The sequence below is a fragment of the Uliginosibacterium sp. 31-12 genome (assembly GCF_030548425.1).
Classification (GTDB): Bacteria; Pseudomonadota; Gammaproteobacteria; order Burkholderiales; family Rhodocyclaceae; genus Uliginosibacterium; species Uliginosibacterium aquaticum.
Genome location: NZ_JAUOOA010000002.1, coordinates 114,210 through 135,505, shown reverse-complemented (window position 1 = coordinate 135,505; position 21,296 = coordinate 114,210). Strand labels below are relative to the sequence as shown.

19 protein-coding genes are annotated in these 21,296 nt (G+C 62.2%); 11 read left to right on the top strand and 8 right to left on the bottom strand.

The features are described from left to right. Positions 1-96: 96 nt before the first annotated feature. The 3 genes from Q3Y64_RS05845 to Q3Y64_RS05835 all read right to left on the bottom strand — a co-directional run bounded on the left by Q3Y64_RS05845 (position 97) and on the right by Q3Y64_RS05835 (position 2,978). Entirely contained in the window at positions 97-417 is a 321-nt protein-coding gene (locus tag Q3Y64_RS05845; protein ID WP_303560450.1) for a hypothetical protein, read from the bottom strand. Between the two features lie 115 nt (positions 418-532). Continuing rightward, the gene (locus Q3Y64_RS05840; RefSeq protein WP_303560449.1) at positions 533-856 is read right to left on the bottom strand and encodes a hypothetical protein; all 324 of its coding nucleotides are present in this window, start codon (positions 854-856) and stop codon (positions 533-535) included. 334 nt (positions 857-1,190) lie between these two features. Next, complete coding sequence (locus Q3Y64_RS05835; protein ID WP_303560448.1) at positions 1,191-2,978, bottom strand: TolC family outer membrane protein; 1,788 nt, start codon at positions 2,976-2,978, stop codon at positions 1,191-1,193. Positions 2,979-3,135: 157 nt separating this feature from the next. On the opposite strand from Q3Y64_RS05835, the gene Q3Y64_RS05830 reads away from it, so the two are divergent. The 4 genes from Q3Y64_RS05830 (at position 3,136) to queF (ending at position 7,698) form a co-directional block, all read left to right on the top strand. Beyond that, the gene (locus Q3Y64_RS05830) at positions 3,136-3,786 is read left to right on the top strand and encodes a transglutaminase-like cysteine peptidase (RefSeq protein WP_303560447.1); all 651 of its coding nucleotides are present in this window, start codon (positions 3,136-3,138) and stop codon (positions 3,784-3,786) included. Between the two features lie 13 nt (positions 3,787-3,799). Next, positions 3,800-5,761 (top strand): EAL domain-containing protein, encoded by a 1,962-nt coding sequence (locus tag Q3Y64_RS05825; protein WP_303560446.1) that lies wholly within the window; start codon positions 3,800-3,802, stop codon positions 5,759-5,761. A 47-nt stretch (positions 5,762-5,808) separates the two neighbouring features. After that, the gene (locus tag Q3Y64_RS05820) at positions 5,809-6,759 is read left to right on the top strand and encodes an alpha/beta hydrolase (protein ID WP_303560445.1); all 951 of its coding nucleotides are present in this window, start codon (positions 5,809-5,811) and stop codon (positions 6,757-6,759) included. Positions 6,760-6,858: 99 nt separating this feature from the next. Continuing rightward, positions 6,859-7,698, top strand: coding sequence for an NADPH-dependent 7-cyano-7-deazaguanine reductase QueF (gene queF / locus Q3Y64_RS05815; protein ID WP_303560444.1), 840 nt, complete (start codon positions 6,859-6,861; stop codon positions 7,696-7,698). 55 nt (positions 7,699-7,753) lie between these two features. On the opposite strand, the gene Q3Y64_RS05810 is transcribed toward queF, so the two are convergent. Further along, the gene (locus Q3Y64_RS05810) at positions 7,754-9,775 is read right to left on the bottom strand and encodes a sensor histidine kinase (RefSeq protein ID WP_303560443.1); all 2,022 of its coding nucleotides are present in this window, start codon (positions 9,773-9,775) and stop codon (positions 7,754-7,756) included. A 129-nt stretch (positions 9,776-9,904) separates the two neighbouring features. Continuing rightward, positions 9,905-10,678 (bottom strand): uroporphyrinogen-III C-methyltransferase, encoded by a 774-nt coding sequence (cobA, locus tag Q3Y64_RS05805; protein WP_303560442.1) that lies wholly within the window; start codon positions 10,676-10,678, stop codon positions 9,905-9,907. 174 nt (positions 10,679-10,852) lie between these two features. Here cobA and Q3Y64_RS05800 point away from each other — a divergent pair, with 174 nt between their 5' ends. The 3 genes from Q3Y64_RS05800 to Q3Y64_RS05790 all read left to right on the top strand — a co-directional run bounded on the left by Q3Y64_RS05800 (position 10,853) and on the right by Q3Y64_RS05790 (position 15,173). Further along, entirely contained in the window at positions 10,853-12,751 is a 1,899-nt protein-coding gene (locus tag Q3Y64_RS05800; RefSeq protein ID WP_303560440.1) for a potassium transporter Kup, read from the top strand. An 83-nt stretch (positions 12,752-12,834) separates the two neighbouring features. Continuing rightward, entirely contained in the window at positions 12,835-14,304 is a 1,470-nt protein-coding gene (locus tag Q3Y64_RS05795; protein WP_101941675.1) for an NAD(P)H-hydrate dehydratase, read from the top strand. Continuing rightward, on the top strand, positions 14,301-15,173 hold the full coding sequence (locus tag Q3Y64_RS05790; RefSeq protein WP_303560439.1) for a DMT family transporter: 873 nt from the start codon (positions 14,301-14,303) through the stop codon (positions 15,171-15,173). Before Q3Y64_RS05795 ends, Q3Y64_RS05790 begins: the two co-directional genes overlap by 4 nt. On the opposite strand, the gene Q3Y64_RS05785 is transcribed toward Q3Y64_RS05790, so the two are convergent. After that, a complete protein-coding gene (locus tag Q3Y64_RS05785; RefSeq protein WP_303560438.1) occupies positions 15,155-16,636 on the bottom strand; it encodes an FMN-binding glutamate synthase family protein in 1,482 nt (493 codons plus the stop codon). The genes Q3Y64_RS05790 and Q3Y64_RS05785 overlap by 19 nt on opposite strands. Before the next feature lie 83 nt (positions 16,637-16,719). On the opposite strand from Q3Y64_RS05785, the gene nadC reads away from it, so the two are divergent. Next, positions 16,720-17,571, top strand: a complete 852-nt coding sequence (gene nadC, locus Q3Y64_RS05780) for a carboxylating nicotinate-nucleotide diphosphorylase (protein WP_101941309.1) — start codon at positions 16,720-16,722, stop codon at positions 17,569-17,571. A gap of 36 nt (positions 17,572-17,607) precedes the next feature. Next, entirely contained in the window at positions 17,608-17,745 is a 138-nt protein-coding gene (locus Q3Y64_RS05775; RefSeq protein ID WP_170020828.1) for a hypothetical protein, read from the top strand. A gap of 64 nt (positions 17,746-17,809) precedes the next feature. Here Q3Y64_RS05775 and Q3Y64_RS05770 read toward each other — a convergent pair whose 3' ends face one another. Together Q3Y64_RS05770 and xseA are read right to left on the bottom strand one after the other, a co-directional pair. Further along, a complete protein-coding gene (locus tag Q3Y64_RS05770; RefSeq protein WP_101941308.1) occupies positions 17,810-18,391 on the bottom strand; it encodes a superoxide dismutase in 582 nt (193 codons plus the stop codon). 118 nt (positions 18,392-18,509) lie between these two features. Then, a complete protein-coding gene (xseA, locus tag Q3Y64_RS05765) occupies positions 18,510-19,862 on the bottom strand; it encodes an exodeoxyribonuclease VII large subunit (protein ID WP_303560437.1) in 1,353 nt (450 codons plus the stop codon). A 356-nt stretch (positions 19,863-20,218) separates the two neighbouring features. Here xseA and Q3Y64_RS05760 point away from each other — a divergent pair, with 356 nt between their 5' ends. Next, positions 20,219-20,851: a MotA/TolQ/ExbB proton channel family protein gene (locus tag Q3Y64_RS05760; protein WP_101941306.1), complete on the top strand. Its 633-nt coding sequence runs from the start codon at positions 20,219-20,221 to the stop codon at positions 20,849-20,851. A 10-nt stretch (positions 20,852-20,861) separates the two neighbouring features. Next, positions 20,862-21,284 (top strand): biopolymer transporter ExbD, encoded by a 423-nt coding sequence (locus Q3Y64_RS05755; RefSeq protein WP_101941305.1) that lies wholly within the window; start codon positions 20,862-20,864, stop codon positions 21,282-21,284. The last annotated feature ends 12 nt before the right edge of the window (positions 21,285-21,296 follow it).

The following is a 21,296-nucleotide window of genomic DNA, read 5'->3' as shown; positions in this document are numbered from 1 at the left end:
GATCAGCAAACAGGCAAGCTTGATTATTCATTTGCTGTCCAACGTCGGTGCGCGTCCGCGTCAAACGACCTGTTAGCCGGCAGCGCGCCAGCGTAACTAGCGTTCTTGCAGATCATCGAACCAGTACGGATATGCGTCGAACATCGCATAGTGCGCGACAAACTCGGCCTGAGTTTCTCTTGATGCGCGCTTCGCGGCAATTTTGTCAAGGAGATCAACCACGTCCTCCTTCCCCAGGAAATACTTGAAGCCCTTTAGTTGAACGTCTTTGGGAACACGAAAGTCTTCGGTGTATTGAGCAATCACGGACTCTGCTCCCCAGCTGAATGGCTCTCGCGTGCAGATCACCGCATTCTCCGGCGCGCTGGTTATGGCGAAGATGGCATCGACGAGTGGCAAAACGGTCATGTTCTGCATGACTAACGTTTGACGTGAGAGGCCGCCGTAGCGGCGAAGCCGCGAAGGGTACCGACAAGCGCAGCATGTTGGCTGTCCCTCTCGACTGTAGTGTTCGACGGCTGGCTCATTATGACTAACCGATTTTCTCTACGCTACGGGCACAGAACGTAATGGCGCCCCACGAACTTTCAAAGTCTGCCACTTCGACTTTGATGTCTTCCAATCCGTCAGCGGTACGATCGTAAAAGACCATCCCTCTCGTTGCTTGAGGAAACCCTTCTTCAATTTTTAGGTTGATGGGTTGCCAGAAACGCAGCCTGAGTGAATCACTGTTCTTGCACAGTGTCATTTCAATGAAGGATGCGCCTGGGTCTTCTCTGTCGATGTGATACCGGAAATCGCCGAGATCGTACTCGTATGGTCTATCCAGAATGGGATGCAGTTTAGGTGCGTCCATCGTTACGTGAATGCGCGCTGAGGGTTTTGAAAGGTGCCGTCTAACTTGATAAGGGCGACAGGTTTACTGTTCATCATCGGCACGTGATCCCTGTCATGGCGCGACCGACCAGCGAAGAATGGCTTCCAGACTCGCTTTTCATGATTTTACTGTGCATGTGAACATGCATTAACAGAATCGTGAAAAACCTCACTCCGCAGATTACAGTCCGGGAGCAACGAACGACTGCTTTGTAGCGGCGAATCTGGAGGTCCGTTCATGGCCGTAAGCCGTCACCCTCAGCACCAAAACGAAGAGCGCCCGAGGGCGCCCTTTGTTTTGCCTTGCCGTTCAGTCAGTTCGCGCTGGATTTCTTCGGTGCGATTTCCTGGATGATGCGCCAGGCATTGGCTTCTTTCTTCAGCACCAGGCGCTTGTCGACGTCGTCGTTGAAGTCGCTGGAGCGATAGCGCTGGCGGAAGTTGGCTTCGCAAGTGTCGGCCGTGAGCTGCTTCACGCTGAGGTTGCGCGGTTCGACCGAGATGTTTTCCTTGTCCAGGCGCTCGGCGCGGAAGCGGCGCCAGTCTTCGCGGTCGGCACGGGTCAGCGGCTCGAAGTTGTTCGAGTAGTAGCCCATGTATTTCTTGAGGTCCTTGGCCGACCAGGCGGCGGCCCAGTCCTGCACGGCGAATTCGCACTGGGCCTGGATGGTGGCTGGCACGGGCGCGGGGCTTGGGGCTGGGAGTGGTGCCTTGGCGGGAGTTGGACGGGCGGCCATGGCTGCGGCCAGATCGAGCGGTTCGTAGGCTGGCAGGTCCGTGCCGCAACGGGCGACGGCGTCTTCCGATTCGGCGGCGTCCAGTTCCGGGAAGCTGGCCGCAGACGGTGCGAGGCCCAGGCCTGGCAACAGGCGGTGGGATGCGGTGAGGACCTGGTATTCCGCAAGGCGCAGGTCGTACTGGGCATTGGCGTAGGCGCGGCGGGCCTGGAAGAGTTCGTTCTCGGTGTCGAGCAGATCCAGCAGGGTGCGCTGGCCGATGTCGAACTGCTGGCGGTAGGCGTCGCGAGCCTTCTCGGTGGCGAGCAGATGCTGGTCCAGATAGCGCAGTTGTTCGCGCAGCTTGCGTACGTTGTTCCAGCCGATGGTGGTGGTCTGACGCACTTCGCGGCAGGCCTTCTCGCGCATCTCGACGGCGGCCGAGTACTGCTCATTGGCCTGGCGCAGGCGGGCGCTGTCTGATCCACCCTTGAACAGGTTGTAGTTCATCACGACCTGGGCGGCGGCATCGTTGTAGTTGCCGGAGAAACCGTTGCGGTTGCGCTCGACGCCGGTGGAGGCGCGGAATTCAACGGTCGGCGAGTTCTGCGTGGAGCGGCGGACATCGGTTTGGGCACGCGCCGCGCGCAGGTTGGAGACGGCGGCCATGAAGCTGGGGTTGTCGCGCAGTGCGTCGGAAATAACGCTCTTTTCTTCCGGCAGGCTTTTTGTCAGATCCGGTGCTTCGGTCAGCACTGGCGGCGCTTCACCAACGATGCGCTGGAAGCGGGCGCTAACGTCGTGCAGGTTGCTGGTCTCTGTCAGCCAGTTCGACTGGGCGAGGGCGAGGCGGCCGGAGGCCTGCTCCAGATCGACTCGGCGGCCGACGCCGGCCTGCACGCGCGAGGCGATCTGTTCATAAACTTCTTTGTGGGCGCCCCAATTCTCCTGCGCTTGCAGCGAAAGCTGCCGATAACGCTGTACATCGAGGTAAGCGCGCGCCGATTCGAAGCCGATGTCATCGGCGGCGGCAAGCAGTTCGAAGTAGCGGGTGGCCTTGGTATAACCTAGGCGACGCACTTCGCCACGGGCACTGCCGCCATCGAAGAGCAACTGGCGCAGCTGGATGGCGACGCCAGGGTGGTTGAAGTAGTTGCTGGTGCCGGGCGAGGGGTCGTAGCGTTCGCGGCCGGCGTAAGCATCCAGATCGAGACGGGGGCGCAGGCTGCCGCGTGCGGCTTGTTGCTCTTCACCTGCCGCGTTGTATTCGTGCAGGCGCATCTGGACTTCCGGGTTGCGGGCCAGGGCGCGTTCGGTAATTTCGGCAAGCGTTGCTGCCTGCGCTACGCTGCCGATCAGCATCAGGGATAAAGCTAATATTTTCATGGGGCGTGCCGGTGCGGTAATGGTTTGCAGGGCTTGTTATTGATTTAGATTTTATGCCTTGCCCCTTCTCAGGAGTCGTTTTTGTTGAAGCAATCTGTGTCGGAATATGTCTTATAAAGAACTATTTCACACTTGCTCTGCCCGTTGGCGCCGAGCGGTGCTGCTGGGCGGCTTGTGCGCGCTGCTGAGCCTTGGCGTTGTTGCCTGGGCGGGGGTGGATCTCGATCGCATGCTGGTCAGCATGCGCGAGCGCTATGGCAGCGCCGGTGAGCAGAGCCTGCGCGATTGGCGCGATATGCTGCAGGGGGCGGGCAATCTTTCAGAGGCCGACAAGCTGCGCCGGGTGAATGATTTCTTCAATCGTCGGATCCGTTTTCTGGATGACATTGTCGTCTGGCGGGTGGCGGACTACTGGGCTACGCCGATCGAGTTTCTGGGGCAGGGCGCTGGAGACTGCGAGGATTACGCGATTGCCAAGCTGCACAGCCTGCTTGAGCTGGGCGTGGCGCCCGAGCGCCTGCGCATGATCTATGTGCGGGCTACGCTGGGCTCGTCGGGCAGCCCGGTGCAGGTGGCGCACATGGTGCTCGGCTACTATGCCGCTCCAGATGCGGAGCCGCTGGTGCTGGATAATCTGATCACCGACATTCGCCCCGCTTCGCGCCGGCCTGATCTCGCTCCGGTATTCAGTTTCAATCGCGAAGGGGTGTTCATGGGGGGGGCCACGCGGCCGACTTCGCCGGTGGATCGCCTTTCGTTGTGGGCGGGTTTGAAATCGAAGATGCGGGCTGAAGGCTACGAGCCTTGAGAAGGGAAACGGGATGTCTTTGCTGAAACGGTTGTGGTTGAGCGTGCTGGGCGCCATGTTGCTGGCGCTTGGGGTGAGCTTTGTGGTGAGCGTGCTGACGGCCCGCAATTATCTTGAGCAGCAGCTCTTCGCCCAGTCCAGCGATGGCGCGGCCTCGCTGGCCTTGTCGATGTCACAGCAGAGCAAGGATGCTGCGATGAGCGAGTTGCTGGTGACGGCGCTATTCGATTCGGGCCACTTTGAATCTATCGTGTATCGCGATGTGCAGGGCAAGGTGCTGGCTGAGCGACGCACCAGTGCGCCAGCGCCGACGGCGCCGGCTTGGTTCGTGGCGCTGGTGCCGCTCGATGCGCGACCGGGAGAAGCGCTGGTGTCGGACGGCTGGCGCCAGGCGGGGAGCGTCGAGGTGCGGGCCAGTGCGCGTTACGCTTATGGCGAGCTGTGGGCCGGCATCCTCAAGCTGGCGCTGACCCAGGGAATCGTCGGCCTGTTGCTGTGCGCCGTCGTGGCCGTATTGATGCGCTGGCTGCAAAAACCCTTGAAGGGCATTGTTGAGCAGGCCGAGGCTATTGGTCAGCGTCGGTTCGAGATCCAGCCCTTGCCGAATGTGCCGGAGCTGCGCGTGGTGGGTGCCGCGATGAACAAGATGGTGGACAAGGTCAAGGCCATGTTCGCTGAGCAGGCGGCGCGGATTGAGGCTTTGCGCCAGGAGGTAAGCCATGATTCGCTGACCGGGGTGCCCAGCCGCCCGCTCTTCATGGGTAGTCTGCGTGCGGCGCTGAGTGACGAGCGCGCGGAGCCTTCTGGTTTGCTGATCCTGGTTCGCTTGCGTGACCTGGCGGCGATCAATCGTAGCCTCGGTCGGCGTGAAACGGACGAGTTGCTCAAGAGTTGTGCGCGGGCACTGATCGAAATGTTGCCCTCACTGCCGCCGCCTGATGCGGCCAGGGAGGGCGAGAACGTGGCTATCGAGGCTCTGGTGGCACGTCTCAATGGCGCTGAGTTCGGCCTTATGTGCCCGGGCCTCGATGAGGCTCAGGCGCGCGTTGCCAGTTCCACGTTGGTCGAAGCCTTCGAGCGGTTGCGTGCCAATCTGCTACCAGGTGAGGGTGTGCTGGCCAGCATTGGCTGGACGATTTATCAGCGCGGTGAGCAACTTGGCGAGGTTCTGGCACGCCTCGATAACTATGTGATGCAGGCTGAGACGGCGCCGGTTCCGGCTGCCGGCGGAATAGGGGGCGGCCAGCTGCTGGCCGTGTCGCAGGACGAATGGCTGCAGCGCCTGAACCGCGCTATTGAGCGGCGCGGTTTCCGTTTGGCGAGCTTTCCTGTGCTGGCTGCCGACGGGCGCCTGATGCATCGCGAGGCGATGTTGCGCATGCTGGATGCAGAGGGGCGTGAGTTCACGGCAGGTCAGTTCATGCCGGCTGCTGCGCGCCTGGGCCTCACGGCGCGCCTCGATCTGCTCACTGCGGAACTGGCGCTTGAGCGGCTGCAGGCCGAAGCTGGCGAGATCGCCATCAATCTGGCGCCGCAATCTCTCGCCGAGGCTGGTTTTGTGGACGGCCTGCGCAGCCTCCTGCATGAGGCCGGGGCTGACGCTGTGCGGCTGTGGGTGGAACTTTCCGAGCGTGGCGTGACCGAGGCCGGCGGGCTGGAGGTGCTGGGTGGCTTGGCGCAGGTGCTGCGCGTGGCAGGCTGCAAGTTCGGTATCGAGCACTTTGGCCGACAGATCAATGTCAGCGCCCGGTTGCAGGATCTTGGGTTGGACTACCTCAAACTCGATGGAGCCTTCGTCGCGGATATCGACAGCAATCCGGATCACCAGCGCTTCGTGAAGGCTCTGGTGGACGTGGCGCAAGGGCTGGACATCGCCTTGATTGCCGAGCGTGTGGTGTCCGAAGCCGAGGCGGGTACGCTGCGTCGCTTGGGCGTAGCCGGGCTGACCGGACCCGCGATCCGTTTGCCGGATTGAGGGCGCGGCCACGCTAAAATCGCGGCTTCCGCGCTGAAGTTCTGCCCATGCCTCTCGATCCCCGTTCCGCTGCCTGGCTGGCGATGCTGCATCGCATCGATGCGCCGCGCCTGCATGAGTTGCCGGTCGAGGTCGCACGGCGCAGTTTCTACAAGCTGATGTTTGCCTATCGCGGCGAGCCGGAAGCGGTTGCTGCGGTCGAAGAACTGCAGCTCATGCGCCGTGAGCATGCCGGTGGTCCGCTGGCGGCACGCCTGTATCGACCGAGCCTGGAGGCGGGTTTGCCGGTGATCCTGTGGCTGCATGGCGGTGGCTGGACGCTGGGCGATATGGCTGCTTACGATGCCTGGTGCCGCGCCCTGGCCAATGCCACAGGCATGGCTGTAGTGGCGCTGGATTATCGCCTGGCGCCCGAGCACCAGTTTCCGGCCGCGGTGGACGACGCCTGGTTTGCACTGCGCTGGCTGGTGCGTGAAGCGCAGGGGCTCGCTCTGGATAGCGATCACCTGGTGGTAGCGGGGGATTCGGCGGGTGGCAATCTGGCTGCGGTGTTGGCCCTGAAGGCGCGCGATGGCGGTGGGCCGGCGATCCGTCAGCAGGTGCTGATTTATCCTGCCACCGATCTGCTGAGTGAATTCGAGAGTGGCCGGCGCTATGGGGCAGGCCACTTTCTGGAACGCGAAACCATGGCCTGGTTTCATCATCAGTATTTTGCACGTGGCATTGAAAAGCAGGATTGGCGGGCTTCGCCGGCCCTCGCCGCGAGTCATGCCAATCTGCCGCCAGCGCTGGTGATTACCGCTGAGTGTGATCCGCTGGCTGACGACGGCGCGCGCTACGCCGAGCGCCTGCAAGCGGCGGGCGTGCCGGTGCAGTACTCCGAATATGCGGGCATGGTGCATGGTTTCGTGACCATGTTCAGCCTGTTTGAGGAAGCACGGGCGACGCTGGATGAAATTTCCCGTGCCTTGAAAGGGCCGGACTGGCGTGAGGCTTAGGTCGCAATAAGGTTGTGGAGCCTGTTGCCTGGAATGGTTCGGGCTCCGCTGGTTTTCCCTTGGCGGGCCATCTCTGGCCCGTATTGATCCGGAATTGTCATGAACGAAAAACTTGTGCCAGAAAACTCTCCCCTGGGTCGAGCCACGGCTTACCGTAGTGATTACGCGCCGGAGCTGCTGTTTCCGATTCCGCGTAAGCAGAAGCGCGATGAGCTCGGGCTGGATGAAGCCGCCTTGCCTTTTACAGGCGAGGATCTGTGGAATGCCTACGAGATTTCCTGGCTTAATCCACGTGGCAAGCCGGTCGTGGCGCTGGGCGAATTCCGGGTGCCGGCGCATTCACCGCGCCTGATCGAATCCAAGTCGCTGAAGCTCTACCTGAACTCCTTTAACCAGACCCGCATGACTGACGCCGAAGCAGTGTCCGCCACCCTGGCGCGTGATCTGTCACAGGCTGCCGGCGCTTCGGTGCGGGTCAGCGTGCAGCCGCTCGAGCGTCGCCCGCGCCGCGAGATCGATTATCTGCAGGGCGAGTGCATCGATGCGCTGGATATCGAGGTGGCGCAGTATTCGCCGCAGCCCTCATTGCTGCGCGCTGATCCGGCGCAACTGGTGGAGGGTGAGCTGCTTTGCTCGCATCTGCTCAAGTCCAACTGCCTGGTCACCGGCCAGCCGGACTGGGGCATGGTGGCGCTGCGCTACAGCGGCCCGCGTATCGAGCGTGAGGCCTTGCTGCGCTACATCATCTCCTTCCGCGAGCACAACGAATTCCATGAGCAATGTGTGGAGCGCATCTTTACCGACGTCCTGACCCGCTGTGCGCCGCGCGAGCTTGCGGTGTGGGCACGCTACACCCGGCGGGGCGGGCTGGATATCAATCCTTTCCGCAGCAATCGGGCGGACTGGCGCGCCGAGAACCTGTTCGAAGTGCGGCAGTAAGGGGCGCGCTCCGAGCCCTGCAGGAGCGGCCTTGAGCTAGCCGCTCGGGCATCATTCAAGCCGCTAGCGGCAGGCTCACGAAGAAGGTCGCGCCTTCGCCGAGTCGGCTCAGGCAGCCGACCTGACCGCCGCTTGCCTCCACCATGTGCTTGACGATGGAAAGCCCCAGACCGGTGGAGTGCTCACCGCCGGTGGGGCGGGCGCTGAGGCGGGTGAATTTGCGGAACAGCTTGCTCTGGTCTTCTTCTGAGATGCCCGGCCCTTCGTCGCGCACCTGGATCAGGGCATGGCCGGCTTCCTGTTCTAGGCTGACGTGGATGCTGCGCCCTTGCGGGGAGTACTTGATGGCGTTGGAGACCAGATTGTCGAGGATCTGGTGCAGCGCGGTCTTGTCGATGCGCAGGCGCAGTGCGTCTTCGCCGAGACTCAGGTGCAAGCGCAGATCCTTGGCTTCGCAACGCTCGCGATATTCCGCACAGACGCTGCGCAGGCTCTCCGAGGCGTTCAGCGTGGTCGGGCGCAGGGCGTAGTTGCCGGACTCGATGGCGTCGATATCGAGCAGCTTGCGGATGATGTCGAAAGTCAGCTGGGCCATGCTGCGGATGTTGCCGATGCGCTTGAGCTTTTTCTCTTCATCCCAACTGTGCCAGCGCTCGCGCAGCAGATCGGCATAACTGATGATGGCGGCGGTGGGGTTCTTGAGGTCGTGGGCGGCGATCTGCAGGAAGGCTCCACGCTCTTCGTGGAGGGCCTTCAGGCTGACATTGCTGCGCTCCAGTTCATTGTGCTGGCGGTATTGCAGCTCCAGCGCTTCTTCGAGCTGGCGAGTGCGTTCCTGCACACGGGTTTCCAGTGCCGCTTCCGATTCGCGCAAGACTTCGATCATCTGCTGTTCGGCGATCAGGCGATCACTGTGGGCCTGCAGATGCTCCTGCTGCAGCGCGCGCAGCTTGCCCGCCAGTGCCAGGGCGATCATCACGGCGCTGAGGCCGGCGCCAAGCTGAAAACCGAACATGGCCAATGGAATCGCCGGGATTAATCCCAGATTGGCACTCACATAGATCAGGCCGCCGCTGACCAGTGGAATTTGCGAGAGAAGATAGTAGCGTGCCGGGCGATAGCCTGCTCCAAGCCGGCTGAAACCCGCCAAGATGCCGGTGCCGGAGAAGAGTAGCGAGACGAGGTCGGTGACCGGGATCGAAACTTCGCTGCCGAACAGCCACCAGGTCGGCAGGATCAGCGCCGGGGCGGCCCACATGCACAGCGTGAGCAGGCGATAGAGGCGTGGATCGTGTTCGGCCAGGTTCAGGAAGTTGCGCGCAAAGCGGCAGAACGCGGCCAGAGCCAGTGCAGGCAGCAGACTGGAGAGGAAGTCTTGCCAGGCCGGATGCCCGCGCATGAAGAATTCGTGCCATACCCCCAGCATCTGGCCTTGCACCAGACCCATGAGCGAGAGGAAGAGGGCGTAATCGAAGTAGTTGCTGTCGCGGGTGCCGACCCAGGCCATCAGGCTGTAAAGGCACAGGGTGACGAAGAGCCCGCAATAAAGCCCCAGCCACATGCGTTCCTTGACGCTGTTGCCGAAGAAATCGCTGCCGCTGTAGAGCCTTGGCCAGGCAAACAGTGGGCGCGAGGTTTCAATGTTGAGGAACAGTGTGCTGCCTTGGCCGGCTTCCAGATCGAAGTCGAAGAGCTGGTTGTGATAACGACTGAAGGTTTGTGGTGTGTGGGCCTGGCGAAAGCCGCCGTGGCGTACTTCGGGGGGGGCGTTGTCACGCAGGATGTAGAGGGTGATGCGGTCGTGCAGCGGATTGGCGAGCTCCAGCACCTGCTTGCCGAAACGCTCGGGACTGAGGCGGGTCTGCAGCCACAGGCTGTTGCCGCGGAAGCCGCGATTGGTCATGCCGCCAGCTGGCAGGGCTTCCCAATCAGTCGCGGGCAGGCTTTCGACGTGCTCGAAAGACATGGGCCTGGTATTGGTGTGGACTGACCAGACCGGCGTGTCGGTGGGGCCAGCGAGGGCTGGCAAGGACAAGGAGCCGAGCAGGGCACACAGGCCCAGCAGGTAACGCAACATGTTTTCTCCCCGCGACTCCCGTCGATGCCGGGAATCTGTTTTGACATGCCGTGCAGGTACTTCAGGTGCTGTCTCTCCGCGCGGCAGCTTGGCGCCCTATGGGGGCGCCAGGCAAGCTGCGGCAGACCCCTACGACTCTTGGCCGAGTGTGCCCGCTACAGGGTGTAGCACTGTGTGCAGGCTCACTACCCGGCCGATGATCAGCAGTGCGGGAGGTTTCAAGCCGGCCGCCAGCACCTGGGCTGGCAGGTCGGTGATCGTACCAGTGATGACTTGCTGATCCGGCAGGGTGGCGCGGCGCACGCAGGCCGCCGGTGTGTCCGCCGCCATGCCGTGGGCGATGAGCTGGCGACTGATCTCGGGTAAGGAGGTCAGACCCATGTAGATCACCAGCGTCTGGCCCGCGCGGGCCAGGGTGGGCCAGTCCAGGTTGCAGCTCTCGTCCTTGAGGTGGCCGGTGACGAGGAAGCAGGACTGGGCGTGATCGCGGTGGGTCAGCGGAATGCCGGTATAGGCGGCGGCGCCGGCGGCGGCCGTCACACCCGGCACGGCTTCAAAGGGGATGCCTGCGGCGACCAGGGTTTCGGCTTCTTCGCCTCCCCGTCCGAAGATGTAAGGGTCCCCGCCCTTCAGGCGCACCACCTGCTTGCCTTCGCGGGCCAGCTCCACCAGCAGTTGGTTGATCTCTTCCTGTGGTAGGGCATGCTTGCCGGCTTTCTTGCCGACATAGATGCGCTGCGCCTGGGGCGGGGCATGGGCCAGTACGGCCGGGCTGACCAGATTGTCGTACACGACAACGTCGGCCGCGGCGAGCAGGCGTACGGCTTTCACGGTGAGCAGGTCCGGATCGCCGGGACCGCCGCCGACCAGGAAAACCTTGCCAGGAAGAGGGGATGAGGGCATGTGGGGAATTCAGGAGGTTGCTGCGGCCAGAATCTTAGCGGGAAGCGCAGTTTGTGGGAAATTGCCCACGCTTTGCGCGGCCGTGATTGTCGCAGTGCGGTAGCGGTGGTAGCTTCGCGCCGCTGGCAGTGCTGCACGAGGGCAAGCCAGTCTGTCTATTGGAGATGACCCCGCATGTCCCACGAACCGTCCGCCCCTGGCGGCGCGATTTCCCGCAAGCGTCTGGCGGCCCTGACACTGGCCGCAACAGGCATCGTCTATGGCGATATCGGCACCAGTCCGCTCTACACGATGAAGGAGGTGTTCGGCGGACATGGCATTGCGCCGGTCGAGGCGAATGTGCTGGGTATCCTGTCGTTGGTGTTCTGGGCGCTGATGTTGGTCGTGTCGCTCAAGTACGTGGTGTTCATCATGCGTGCGGACAATCGTGGTGAAGGCGGCATCATGGCGCTCACCGCCCTGGCCAACCGCGCAGTAGCCGGTTCCAAGGGCAAGATGTGGCTGTTGACGGTGCTGGGCATGTTCGGCGCCGCCTTGTTCTACGGCGATGGCGTGATTACCCCGGCGATGTCGGTGCTGTCGGCGGTGGAAGGTCTGAACATCGCCGCGCCTGGCCTGGAGCGCTTCGTGCTGCCGATCTCGCTGTGCGTGCTGCTGGCGCTGTTCTGGATGCAGAGCCGGGGTACGGCCAGCGTCGGCGCCTTGTTCGGTCCGGTGATGGTGATCTGGTTTCTGACCCTGGGCCTGCTGGGCCTGCTGCAGGTGGTGGAGCATCCCTATGTGCTGAAGGCGGTCAACCCGCTCTACGGGGTGAACTTCTTCATTGAGCACCGCTGGCACGGGTTTCTGGCACTGGGCTCGGTGGTGCTGGCGGTGACCGGCGGCGAGGCCTTGTATGCCGATATGGGCCACTTCGGCCGCCGTCCGATCAAGCTCGCGTGGTTCGGTCTGGTGCTGCCCTGTATCTACATGAATTATCTGGGGCAGGGCGCGTTGCTGCTTTCCGACCCCGAAGCGGTGCGCAACCCCTTCTACCTGCTGGCTCCGTCCTGGGCGCTGTATCCAATGGTGGGGCTGGCCACTGCGGCCGCCATCATTGCTTCGCAAGCGGTGATTTCCGGTGCCTTCTCGCTGACCCGCCAGGCCACCCAGCTTGGTTACTGCCCGCGCATTGCCTACATTCACACCTCGCACAAGGAGATCGGCCAGATCTACGTGCCGGGCGTGAACTGGACTCTCTTGCTGGCCGTGGTGGCGGTTGTACTGGGCTTCCGTTCGTCCTCCAACCTGGCGTCGGCCTATGGCATTGCCGTGACCCTGACCATGCTCATCGACACCTTGCTGGCGTTCGTGGTGGTGCAGCATCTGTGGAACTGGTCGATCGGCAAGGGGCTCGTGTTCCTCGTTGGCTTCCTGATTGTCGATCTGGCCTTCGTGATCGCTTGTGCGGTGAAGATCGTGGATGGAGGCTGGTTCCCGTTGGCCATGGGCCTGGCCGTGTTTTCACTGCTGGCGACCTGGAAACGTGGCCGCACCCTGCTCAAGGAGCGTACCGATACCGAGACGATGCCGCTCGATATCTTCATCTCTTCACTGTTTCACTCGCCACCGCGACGTGTTGAGGGGACCGGAATCTTCATGACCTCCACGCCGAGCGGTGTGCCGCGCCCGCTGCTGCACAATCTGCTGCACAACAAGGTGCTGCATGAGCGCGTTGTGCTGCTCACGGTGATCACCGAAGACGTACCGAGCGTGCCGGACATTGATCGTGTCGAAATCGAGGAGCTCGATTACGGTTTCTACCGGATGTACGTGCGTTACGGCTTCAAGGATGAGCCGGACATTCCGGCCGCCATGCAGGCTGTGACCGAGGACGGGCGCCTGCCCTTCCACATGATGGAAACTACCTTTTTCCTTGGTCGAGAAAAGCTGGTCCCGCATATCAAGCCGGGTATGGCGATGTGGCGTGAGCGCCTGTTTTTCTTCATGTTCCGCAACGCGGGCAGTGCCGCGGACTTTTTCAAGATCCCGCCCAACCGGGTGGTGGAGTTCGGCACCCAGGTGGAAATCTGAGCAAGGCCAGATGAAATGGCCGGCTTGCATATAAGACGCAGGCCGGCCAAGCTTGAAAGCCGTCTGATATGAGCCGCCCGGCCATGATTCCGTCATTCATCCCGATTCTCGGTAGCGAGGCTTTGCGCGCGCTGGAGCAGCTTTATGCCCAGGCTCAGCCGCCGCTCATGGAGCGGGCCGGGCAGGCCGCTGCCGCCTGGGCGCTGGAATTGCTTGGCGAGGCGCGCGGCCCGGTGCTGGTCTTGGTGGGCCCCGGAAACAATGGCGGTGATGGCTATGTACTGGCGCGTGAGCTGGCGGCTCGCGGCCTGCAGGTAGTGCTGGCCACGCCGGCCGGGGTGAGCAGTCTGCCGCCGGATGCGCGGGCGGCGCGTGAGCGCTGGCTGGCCAGTGGTGGCCAGATCGTCAGCGATTTCATCGGCACGCGCTGGGCATTGGCGGTGGATGCGCTTTTCGGCATCGGTTTGAAGCGTCCGCCAGCCGGGCTCTATGCGGAATGGATTGTTCGCCTGAATGCGCTGACATGTCCGGTACTGGCCTTGGATACGCCCTCCGGGCTGGATGCGGAAACCGGTGCCTGCGTTGGCCCGACCGTTCGCGCCAGTCATACCGCCAGTTTCATTGCCCACAAACCGGGGCTGCTGACACTGGATGGCCCCGACCATTGCGGCGAGTTGCGCCTATTCGACCTGGATTTACCCGTGCCGGAGGATGCCGGCCGCGTCCTTGCGCCGGAACTCTTTTCTGCGCATCTGCAGCCGCGGCGTCGCAATGTGCATAAGGGGGATTTCGGTGCTGTTGGCGTGATCGGGGGCGCTGCTGGCATGCAGGGAGCTGCTTTGCTGGCGGCTCGGGCTGCGTTGCATTTGGGCCCGGGCAAGGTCTTTCTGGGGCTGCTCGATGCGCAGTCGGCAGGGGTTGATCCGCTGTATCCGGAGTTGATGCTGCGCGCGCCAGGCGAGTTGGCGCTGCTGGTCAAGGCTCTGGCCCTCGGCCCTGGCCTGGGGCGCGGCGAAACTGCACAGGCACAACTGCGGCGTGCGCTGGGTTTTGCCGGTCCCTTGTTACTGGATGCGGATGCGCTGAATCTGCTGGCAGAAGACCCGCCCCTGCAGGACTTGCTGCGTCGTCGTGCTTGGCCTGGCGTGCTGACACCACACCCGGCCGAAGCGGCACGCCTGCTCGGTACCGGCACCGCCGCTGTGCAGGCGGACCGGCTTCGGGCGGCGCAGGCGCTGGCGCGACGCTTCAATGCCGAAGTCATCCTCAAGGGCTGCGGCAGCATCGTTGCCGGCAGCCAGGGCGCTTGGTTCATTAATGCCTCGGGTAACGCCGGAATGGCTGTCGGGGGGATGGGAGACGTCTTGACTGGCCTCATTGTGGCCTTGCTGGCGCAGGGCTGGCCGGCGCTGGATGCCGCTGCTGCGGCCTGCCACCTGCATGGCTGCGCAGCGGATCAGCTGGCGTGTGAGGGGATCGGCCCGGTGGGGCTTACGCCTTCCGAAACCATGCCGGCTGCGCGGCGGATCTTCAATGCCTGGCTGAAACGATGACGACAGCTTCCCCGCATCCGTTGCGCGGCGTGCTCCTGATCGCCAGTGCAGTATTTCTCTTTGCTTGTCTGGACAGCACGATCCGCTATCTGGCGGCGCATTTCCCGGTGCCTTTGATGGCCTTCGTACGTTACGTGGTGCACCTCGTCCTGATGCTGGGCATCCTATGGCCACGTCAGGGTCTGGGCTTCGTGCGCCCGCGGCGTACTCTGCTGGTGGTTGTGCGCGCCTTGTGCCTGGTCGCTTGCACACTGTTCATGATGCAGGGGCTGGTACGCCTGCCGGTTGCTGAGGCGACAGCGATCGGTTTTGTGGCTCCCTTGCTGGTCGTCTTGCTGTCGCGGCCCTTGCTCGGCGAGCGCATCGGTTGGCTTCGCTGGGGGGCGGTGCTCGCCGGCTTCTGCGGAGTGCTGCTGGTGGCGCGCCCGGGCGCCAGTCTGGATGCCTTCGGGGTTGCCATGGTGCTGTGCGCAGCGCTCTGCGCCGCCGCTTATCAGCTCCTCTCGCGCCTGCTGGCCAGCAGCGAGTCCACCAATACCTTGCTGTTTCACGCCGCGCTGGCCGGCACGCTGTGTTTCGGTCTGAGTCTGCCCTGGCAGCCGGCTATTGCCTGGCCTTCCCTGTTCGAAACCGGACTGCTGTTCAGCCTTGGCGTGACCGGCGGGTTGGGACATTACTTGTTCACGCGCGCCTATCGCCATGCCCCTGCGTCGCTGCTGGCGCCCTTTACCTATTTGCAACTGCTGTGGGCCGGTTTGCTCGGTTGGCTGGTTTTTGATCGCGTACCGGACGGCCTCACTCTGCTGGGGATGGCGGTGATCGCGCTGGCCGGTGTTGTGGTGGCCTTGAATCAGGTACGCGGCGGGTAAGGGTAGAGGCTAGAGAGCGCCTCCGAGCGACCCGAAGGCTGCACGATGCGCACATGTTCGCGGCGGAATTCGCGGGCATGTACGAGACCGCAGGAGTGAGCCAGCATATCCACCTCGGCATTGACTGCGCGGCAGTAATTGGCCACGCGCAGATATTTTTCTTCCACCACCAGTCCGCGCTGCAGGCGCGGGTCGTGGGTAGTTACTCCGGTGGGGCAACTGTTTGTGTGGCAGCGCAGGGCCTGCACGCAGCCCAGCGAGAACATGAAGCCGCGCGCAGAATTGACGAAGTCCGCACCACAGGCCAGTGCCCAGGCCACCCGTGCGGAGGTCACCAACTTGCCCGAAGCGATCAGGCGCACCCGCTCCTTCAAGCCGCTGGCATAGAGTGCATCGGCTACGCGGGGTAGGGCTTCATCGATGGACAGACCCATGTGATCGGCCAGCGCCTGCGGTGCAGCACCGGTGCCGCCCTCGCCGCCGTCGATGACGAGAAAGTCTGGCGCGCTGGTGAGGCCACGGCGCAACACGGCTTCGCAGAGTTCGTTAGAGAAGTGCCAGCCACCGATGGCGGTCTTGATACCAACCGGTTTGCCGGACAGATCGCGTACCCGTTCAACGAAGTCGAGCAGCTCGTCGATATTGCCGATGTCGTAATGGCGGTTCGGGCTGAGAGAGTCTTGCCCTACCGGGATGTTGCGAATGGCCGCGATTTCGGCGGTGACCTTGGCGCCCAGCAGCACGCCACCCTTGCCGGGTTTGGCGCCCTGGGAGAGTTTTACTTCGAAGGCCCGGACCGTGTCGTGGGCTGCCAGGGCGCGCAGCTTTTCCGGAGAGAAGTTGCCCTTGGCATCGCGCAGGCCGTACTTGGCCGTGCCGATCTGCATGATCAGATCGCAAGCACCTTCAAGGTGGTATGGCGAGAGGCCGCCCTCGCCGGTATCCAGCCAGCAGCCGGCCTCGGCGGCACCCCTAGAAAGGGCCTGTACGGCCGGTTTTGAAATTGCACCGAAACTCATGCCGGAGATGTTGAAGATCGAGCGGGCAATGTAGGGCGTGGCGCAGAAGCCTTCACCGATGACCAGTGGCGGGGTGGGCTGACGTTCTTCTTCCAGGACCGGGAAAGGGGCATTCACGAAGATCAGGGCTCCAGGCTCCTGAAGCTTGTAGGTGGAGCCGAAACCGATGGCGCCCCCTTCTTTTTTTGCCAGGCGATAAATCCAGGCACGGGTAGCGCGATTGAAGGGCATTTCCTCGCGGTCATTGAGGAAGAAGTACTGGCGGAAGTATTCGCCGAGGTTTTCGAAGAAGTAGCGCAAGTGGCCGACGATCGGGTAGTTGCGCAAGATGGCGTGTTTCTTCTGAGTAATGTCCCGGATATAGAAATACACCAGCGTAGCGAGCAGGGCTGCCGCAATCAGTGCTCCAAGGCTGATGCTGAGAATGCTCAGTATTCCGGACATCTGCGCCTCCCCCGGCGTGTACAATTCCTGACTTCGGTCTGCCCTGCATGCTTTGTGCTGCAAGGCTTCAACAGAGGAACATGATGAACCAAAAATCAGAACAGCTGCGTGTCGAGATTTACCGCAGCGTGGCTCAGGCATTGGCCGAGGATGTGGGTACCGGTGACCTTACGGCCCAGTTGATTTCCGAAGACAGCAGCGCGCGTGGCCGTGTGGTCACACGTGAAGATGCCGTGTTGTGCGGCACGGCCTGGTTCGATACCACATTCCGCATGGTTGATCCGGATTCGTCCGTGGTCTGGCATGTGCGGGATGGTGAGCAGGTGCGTGCCGGGCAGGTTCTGTGTGATGTGTTTGCCAGTGCGCGTGCGCTTCTCACGGCTGAGCGTACGGCCCTGAACTTTCTTCAGTTGCTGTCTGGCACTGCGACGGCTGTGGCGCAGTACGTGTCGGCGGTGGCAGGTACTTCGGCATGCATTGTGGATACTCGAAAGACCCTGCCTGGCCTGCGTCTGGCGCAGAAGTATGCGGTTTCGGTGGCGGGGGGCGTCAATCACCGTATCGGACTGTATGACGGAATCCTGATCAAGGAAAACCACATCATTGCCGCTGGAGGCGTGGCGCAGGCGATGAAGCGTGCCAAGGCGCTGGCGCCTTCCAACGTATTCATCGAGGTCGAGGTTGAGGGTTTGAGCGAGCTCGACGAAGCGCTCAAGTGCGGTGCGGAGATGATTTTGCTCGACAACATGTCACTCGACGAAATGCGTGAAGCCGTGAAGATCAGCGCCGGGCGTGCCAAGCTCGAGGCTTCCGGTGGCGTCAGCCTGGAGCGCGTACGCGAGATTGCCGAAACCGGTGTGGACCGCATTTCCATCGGCGCGCTGACGAAAGACGTCGTCGCTGTGGATCTGTCGCTGCGCCACGTCGAAGAGTAAGCTTGTTGCCCAAGTGTTCCTGAGCGGAGAGGTGAGATGCTGTTTGCCCTGTACTACATCCTGGCCATCGTGGTGTTGATCCTGCATTTCACCGGTTTTCTGGTCCGCCGCAATCTTGAGTGGCTGGTCTATGTGCTGGCAGTCACGGTATTCCCGGCGGTGATCTTCCTTTAAGGGCGACAGCTACAAACAAAAAGGGCGAGCCCGCAGGCTCGCCCTTTTTGTTTGAACGGATCGCTCAGGCGAAATTCGCTGCAGCGAAATCCCAGTTTGCAAGGCTGGTCAGGAAGGTCTCGACGAACTTCGGACGTAGGTTGCGGTAGTCGATGTAGTAGGCATGTTCCCACAGATCAATGGCGATCAGCGGGATGTCGCCGGTCGTCAGCGGGTTGCCGGCGGCACCGGTGTTGAGGATGTCAACCGAGCCATCAGCTTTCTTCACCAGCCAGGTCCAGGAGGAACCGAAGTTGCCCACGGCACTCTTGGTGAAGGCTTCCTTGAAGGCATCAAAGCTGCCGAACTTGGCATCAATGGCGGCAGCCAGGGCGCCGGTCGGTGCTCCGCCGCCAGCCGGCTTCAGGCTGTTCCAGAAGAAGGTGTGGTTCCACACCTGAGCGGCGTTGTTGTAGATGCCGCCGCTCGCCTTCTTGATGATCTCTTCCAGGCTGGCGTTTTCGAACTCGGTGCCCGGGATCAGGTTGTTCAGGTTGGTCACGTAGGCCTGATGGTGCTTGGCGTAGTGGTAATCGAAAGTTTCTTCCGAAATGTGCGGAACGAGGGCGTTCTTCGCATAAGGCAGGGGGGGCAGGGTGTGCGCCATTTCTTCTCTCTCCGTGCAAGTTTTGAAAATGCCCGAGCAGAATACTCGGGAATGGGGCTAAACCGCGATTGTACTTGCAAATCGTGGCAATAGTGACCGAGCGCCTTTCAGGGCCGGATCAGCTTTTCTCGACTCGGGCGCGCAGCTGGCTGTTGGCAAGCTGGATGTTGATGGCTTCACCGTTGTGAGCAACGTCGGCGTCGCGGAGTACCTCGCCACGCTCATTTCGCACGACGGCATAGCCGCGTGCCAGAACGGCATCCGGGTTGAGGGCGGCAAGCTGGCCGGCCAGGCTATCGAGTTGCCGGCGGGTATTGGTGATACGCCATTGGCCATTGCGTACAAGATTGTGGGCCGCACGTTCCAGACGGGCATGCAGAACGGCGGTGCCGGGCAGACAGGCATGCAAGCGGGCCGTTTGAGTTTCGAGCCGTGCGCCCTTGTGTAACAGGCTGTTGCGGCTGGCTTGCTGCAGGCGCAGACGCAAATTTGTCAGGCGCTCATGGCTGCGTGCGAGACGCGCGCGCGGGTGGAGCAGGCGGCGCTGCAACTCGTCGAGGCGCTGCGCGGCTTGCTGTAGCCGGCGTTCCCCGCTCCGCGCGAGCGCTGTCTGGAGTTGGGGCAGGCGCTGGCGCAGGCCATATAAACCCGCTGATATGAGTTCGGCTGCCGCCGTGGGGGTCGGTGCGCGCAGGTCGGCAGCGTAGTCGGCCAGGGTAGTGTCGGTTTCATGGCCGACGCCACTGATGACCGGGATCGGGCAGGCGGCAATGGCTCGCGCCACGGCTTCGTGGTTGAAGGCCCACAGGTCTTCGATGCTGCCACCGCCGCGGCACACGATCAGGGCTTCGCAGCCATCTCTGGCCGCCCGGCTGCCCGCCTGCTCGATAGCCGCGGCAATCTGAGCCCCAGCCGCGTCACCCTGTACCAGGGTGGGGTAAATCGTGATGAGGAGTCCTGGGGCTCGCCGGCGCAGCGTGCTTAGGACGTCGTGCAAGGCTGCGCCAGCGGGTGAGGTAACGATGCCGATCCCGTGCGGTAGGGGAGGCAGGGCGCGTTTGCGGGCTGCCTCGAAGAGCCCCTCGGCTTCCAGGCGGGCCTTCAGGCGCAGGAAGGCCTCGAAGAGATTGCCCAACCCGGCCTTGCGCACACTCTCTATGGAGAGTTGCAGGTCGCCGCGTGCTTCATAGATGGTGGCTTGGGCCCGTACTTCGACCTGCATGCCTTCATTGAGCTGGAAGGGCAGCAGAGCGGCTTTGTTGCGCCACATTGCACATCGTAGTTGGGCGCGCTCATCCTTGAGCGTGAAGTAGAGGTGTCCGGAGGCGGCCCGTACCAGATTGGAGACTTCGCCACCGACCCAGCCAAGCGGGCAGTTGGCTTCAATCAGGCTGCGGAGTTGTAAGACGAAATCCGACACACTGGAAACCCGCGTGCCTACTCGCTCTGCATGAATCGGTGCTCTGGACATGGCGTCGATTCTAGCTCAATCCACATCCCTGCCCGCAAAGGCGCACCACGACTGCCTTCGCAGGATGTGTGTGCTTGTTGACAACTCTCTTGTTTTGCAAGTTGTTGATTTTAAAGAAACTGTAATTTCAGCTTCATTTTTGACCGAATTGAAAAAATCCTTTGCAGGAGGCCGACTTAGGTTAGTCCGGAGCAAACTGCTCACAAACTTATCCACAGATTTTGTGGATTACACCGAACTGGTGCATACCGCCGGTCTTCCGCTCGATGGCTGCTCCGGCATGCAGCAGCGTGCTTGCCCTCTGCAGGGCGGGGCGATACAGTTCAAGGCTTGTCGAAATTCGAGGAGTCGCTCCCGTGTGGGACATCATCCGTGCTGCTGGTTGGCCGATCATTCCGCTGTTGTTTGCTTCCGTCATCGCGCTGGCGCTGATCATTGAGCGCAGTATTTCCCTGCGTCGCTCGATCATCGTTCCGGCCGGTCTCCTCAATAAGGTGCTGGGCGACCTGCGTCAGAGTGGTCCGACAGATGAACTCATCGGCCGCGTGCATGCTCATTCGCCACTGGGCCAGGTGCTGGCAGCCGGGCTGCGCAATGTGCGCAGCAGCCGCGAAGTCATGAAAGAGTCGATCGAAGAGGCTGGCAGCGTGGTGGCGCACGAACTTGAACGCTTCCTGACTACGCTTGGCACGATTGCCACGGTAGCGCCCCTGATGGGCTTGTTCGGGACGGTGGTCGGCATGATCGAGCTGTTCGGCGCCCAAGGCGGCGCTGGCGGCGTGGGCGCTGATCCGCAGCAACTCGCGCACGGTATTTCGGTCGCGCTGTATAACACCGGCTTTGGTCTGCTGATCGCGATTCCGGCGCTGATTGCACATCGTCACTTCCGCGCGCTGGTCGACAGCATCGTGGTCGAGATGGAGCAGCAGGCGGTGAAACTGGTCGAAGTGCTGCACGGCGAACGCCGTCCTGCGCCGGCTGCCAAGTAAGGAGCCGGGCATGGATTTCCGGCGCGGGCGTGGCAAGGAAGAACTCGAGATCAATCTGATCCCGCTGATCGACGTGCTGCTGGTGATCATCATTTTCCTGATGCTGACCACCACCTATTCGAAGTTCTCGGGGCTGGAAATCAACCTGCCTAGCACCGATGCGCCGCCAGCCCAGGAGCAGCCCAATGAGATTGATGTGGTTATCAATGCCCAGGGCGAGGTCCTGATCAACCGTACGCCGGTGGCGGGGCGTGACATCGAGAGCATCGTCGCCGCGTTGCGCCGGGTGGCGCCTGAAAGCAGCGAGAAGTCCCCGCTGGTGGTCATCAATGGTGACGCCAAGGCTAACTTCCAGAGCGTTTTCGATGTGATGCAGGCTGCACAGAAGGCCGGCCTGCCGAACGTCTCTTTTGCAGCGCAAACGAAAAAGTAAGTCGGGTCAGCC

Excerpts from the sequence above, each read along its gene's own strand:
- queF (WP_303560444.1), top strand. The coding sequence starts at position 6,859 with ATGAACGAAAAACTTGTGCCAGAAAACTCTCCCCTGGGTCGAGCCACG.
- Q3Y64_RS05825 (WP_303560446.1), top strand. The coding sequence starts at position 3,800 with ATGTCTTTGCTGAAACGGTTGTGGTTGAGCGTGCTGGGCGCCATGTTG.
- Q3Y64_RS05845 (WP_303560450.1), bottom strand. The coding sequence starts at position 417 with ATGCAGAACATGACCGTTTTGCCACTCGTCGATGCCATCTTCGCCATA.
- Q3Y64_RS05840 (WP_303560449.1), bottom strand. The coding sequence starts at position 856 with ATGGACGCACCTAAACTGCATCCCATTCTGGATAGACCATACGAGTAC.
- xseA (WP_303560437.1), bottom strand. The coding sequence starts at position 19,862 with ATGTCCAGAGCACCGATTCATGCAGAGCGAGTAGGCACGCGGGTTTCC.
- cobA (WP_303560442.1), bottom strand. The coding sequence starts at position 10,678 with ATGCCCTCATCCCCTCTTCCTGGCAAGGTTTTCCTGGTCGGCGGCGGT.
- Q3Y64_RS05820 (WP_303560445.1), top strand. The coding sequence starts at position 5,809 with ATGCCTCTCGATCCCCGTTCCGCTGCCTGGCTGGCGATGCTGCATCGC.
- Q3Y64_RS05785 (WP_303560438.1), bottom strand. The coding sequence starts at position 16,636 with ATGTCCGGAATACTGAGCATTCTCAGCATCAGCCTTGGAGCACTGATT.
- nadC (WP_101941309.1), top strand. The coding sequence starts at position 16,720 with ATGAACCAAAAATCAGAACAGCTGCGTGTCGAGATTTACCGCAGCGTG.
- Q3Y64_RS05790 (WP_303560439.1), top strand. The coding sequence starts at position 14,301 with ATGACGACAGCTTCCCCGCATCCGTTGCGCGGCGTGCTCCTGATCGCC.
- Q3Y64_RS05775 (WP_170020828.1), top strand. The coding sequence starts at position 17,608 with ATGCTGTTTGCCCTGTACTACATCCTGGCCATCGTGGTGTTGATCCTG.
- Q3Y64_RS05800 (WP_303560440.1), top strand. The coding sequence starts at position 10,853 with ATGTCCCACGAACCGTCCGCCCCTGGCGGCGCGATTTCCCGCAAGCGT.
- Q3Y64_RS05835 (WP_303560448.1), bottom strand. The coding sequence starts at position 2,978 with ATGAAAATATTAGCTTTATCCCTGATGCTGATCGGCAGCGTAGCGCAG.
- Q3Y64_RS05795 (WP_101941675.1), top strand. The coding sequence starts at position 12,835 with ATGATTCCGTCATTCATCCCGATTCTCGGTAGCGAGGCTTTGCGCGCG.
- Q3Y64_RS05770 (WP_101941308.1), bottom strand. The coding sequence starts at position 18,391 with ATGGCGCACACCCTGCCCCCCCTGCCTTATGCGAAGAACGCCCTCGTT.
- Q3Y64_RS05810 (WP_303560443.1), bottom strand. The coding sequence starts at position 9,775 with ATGTTGCGTTACCTGCTGGGCCTGTGTGCCCTGCTCGGCTCCTTGTCC.
- Q3Y64_RS05755 (WP_101941305.1), top strand. The coding sequence starts at position 20,862 with ATGGATTTCCGGCGCGGGCGTGGCAAGGAAGAACTCGAGATCAATCTG.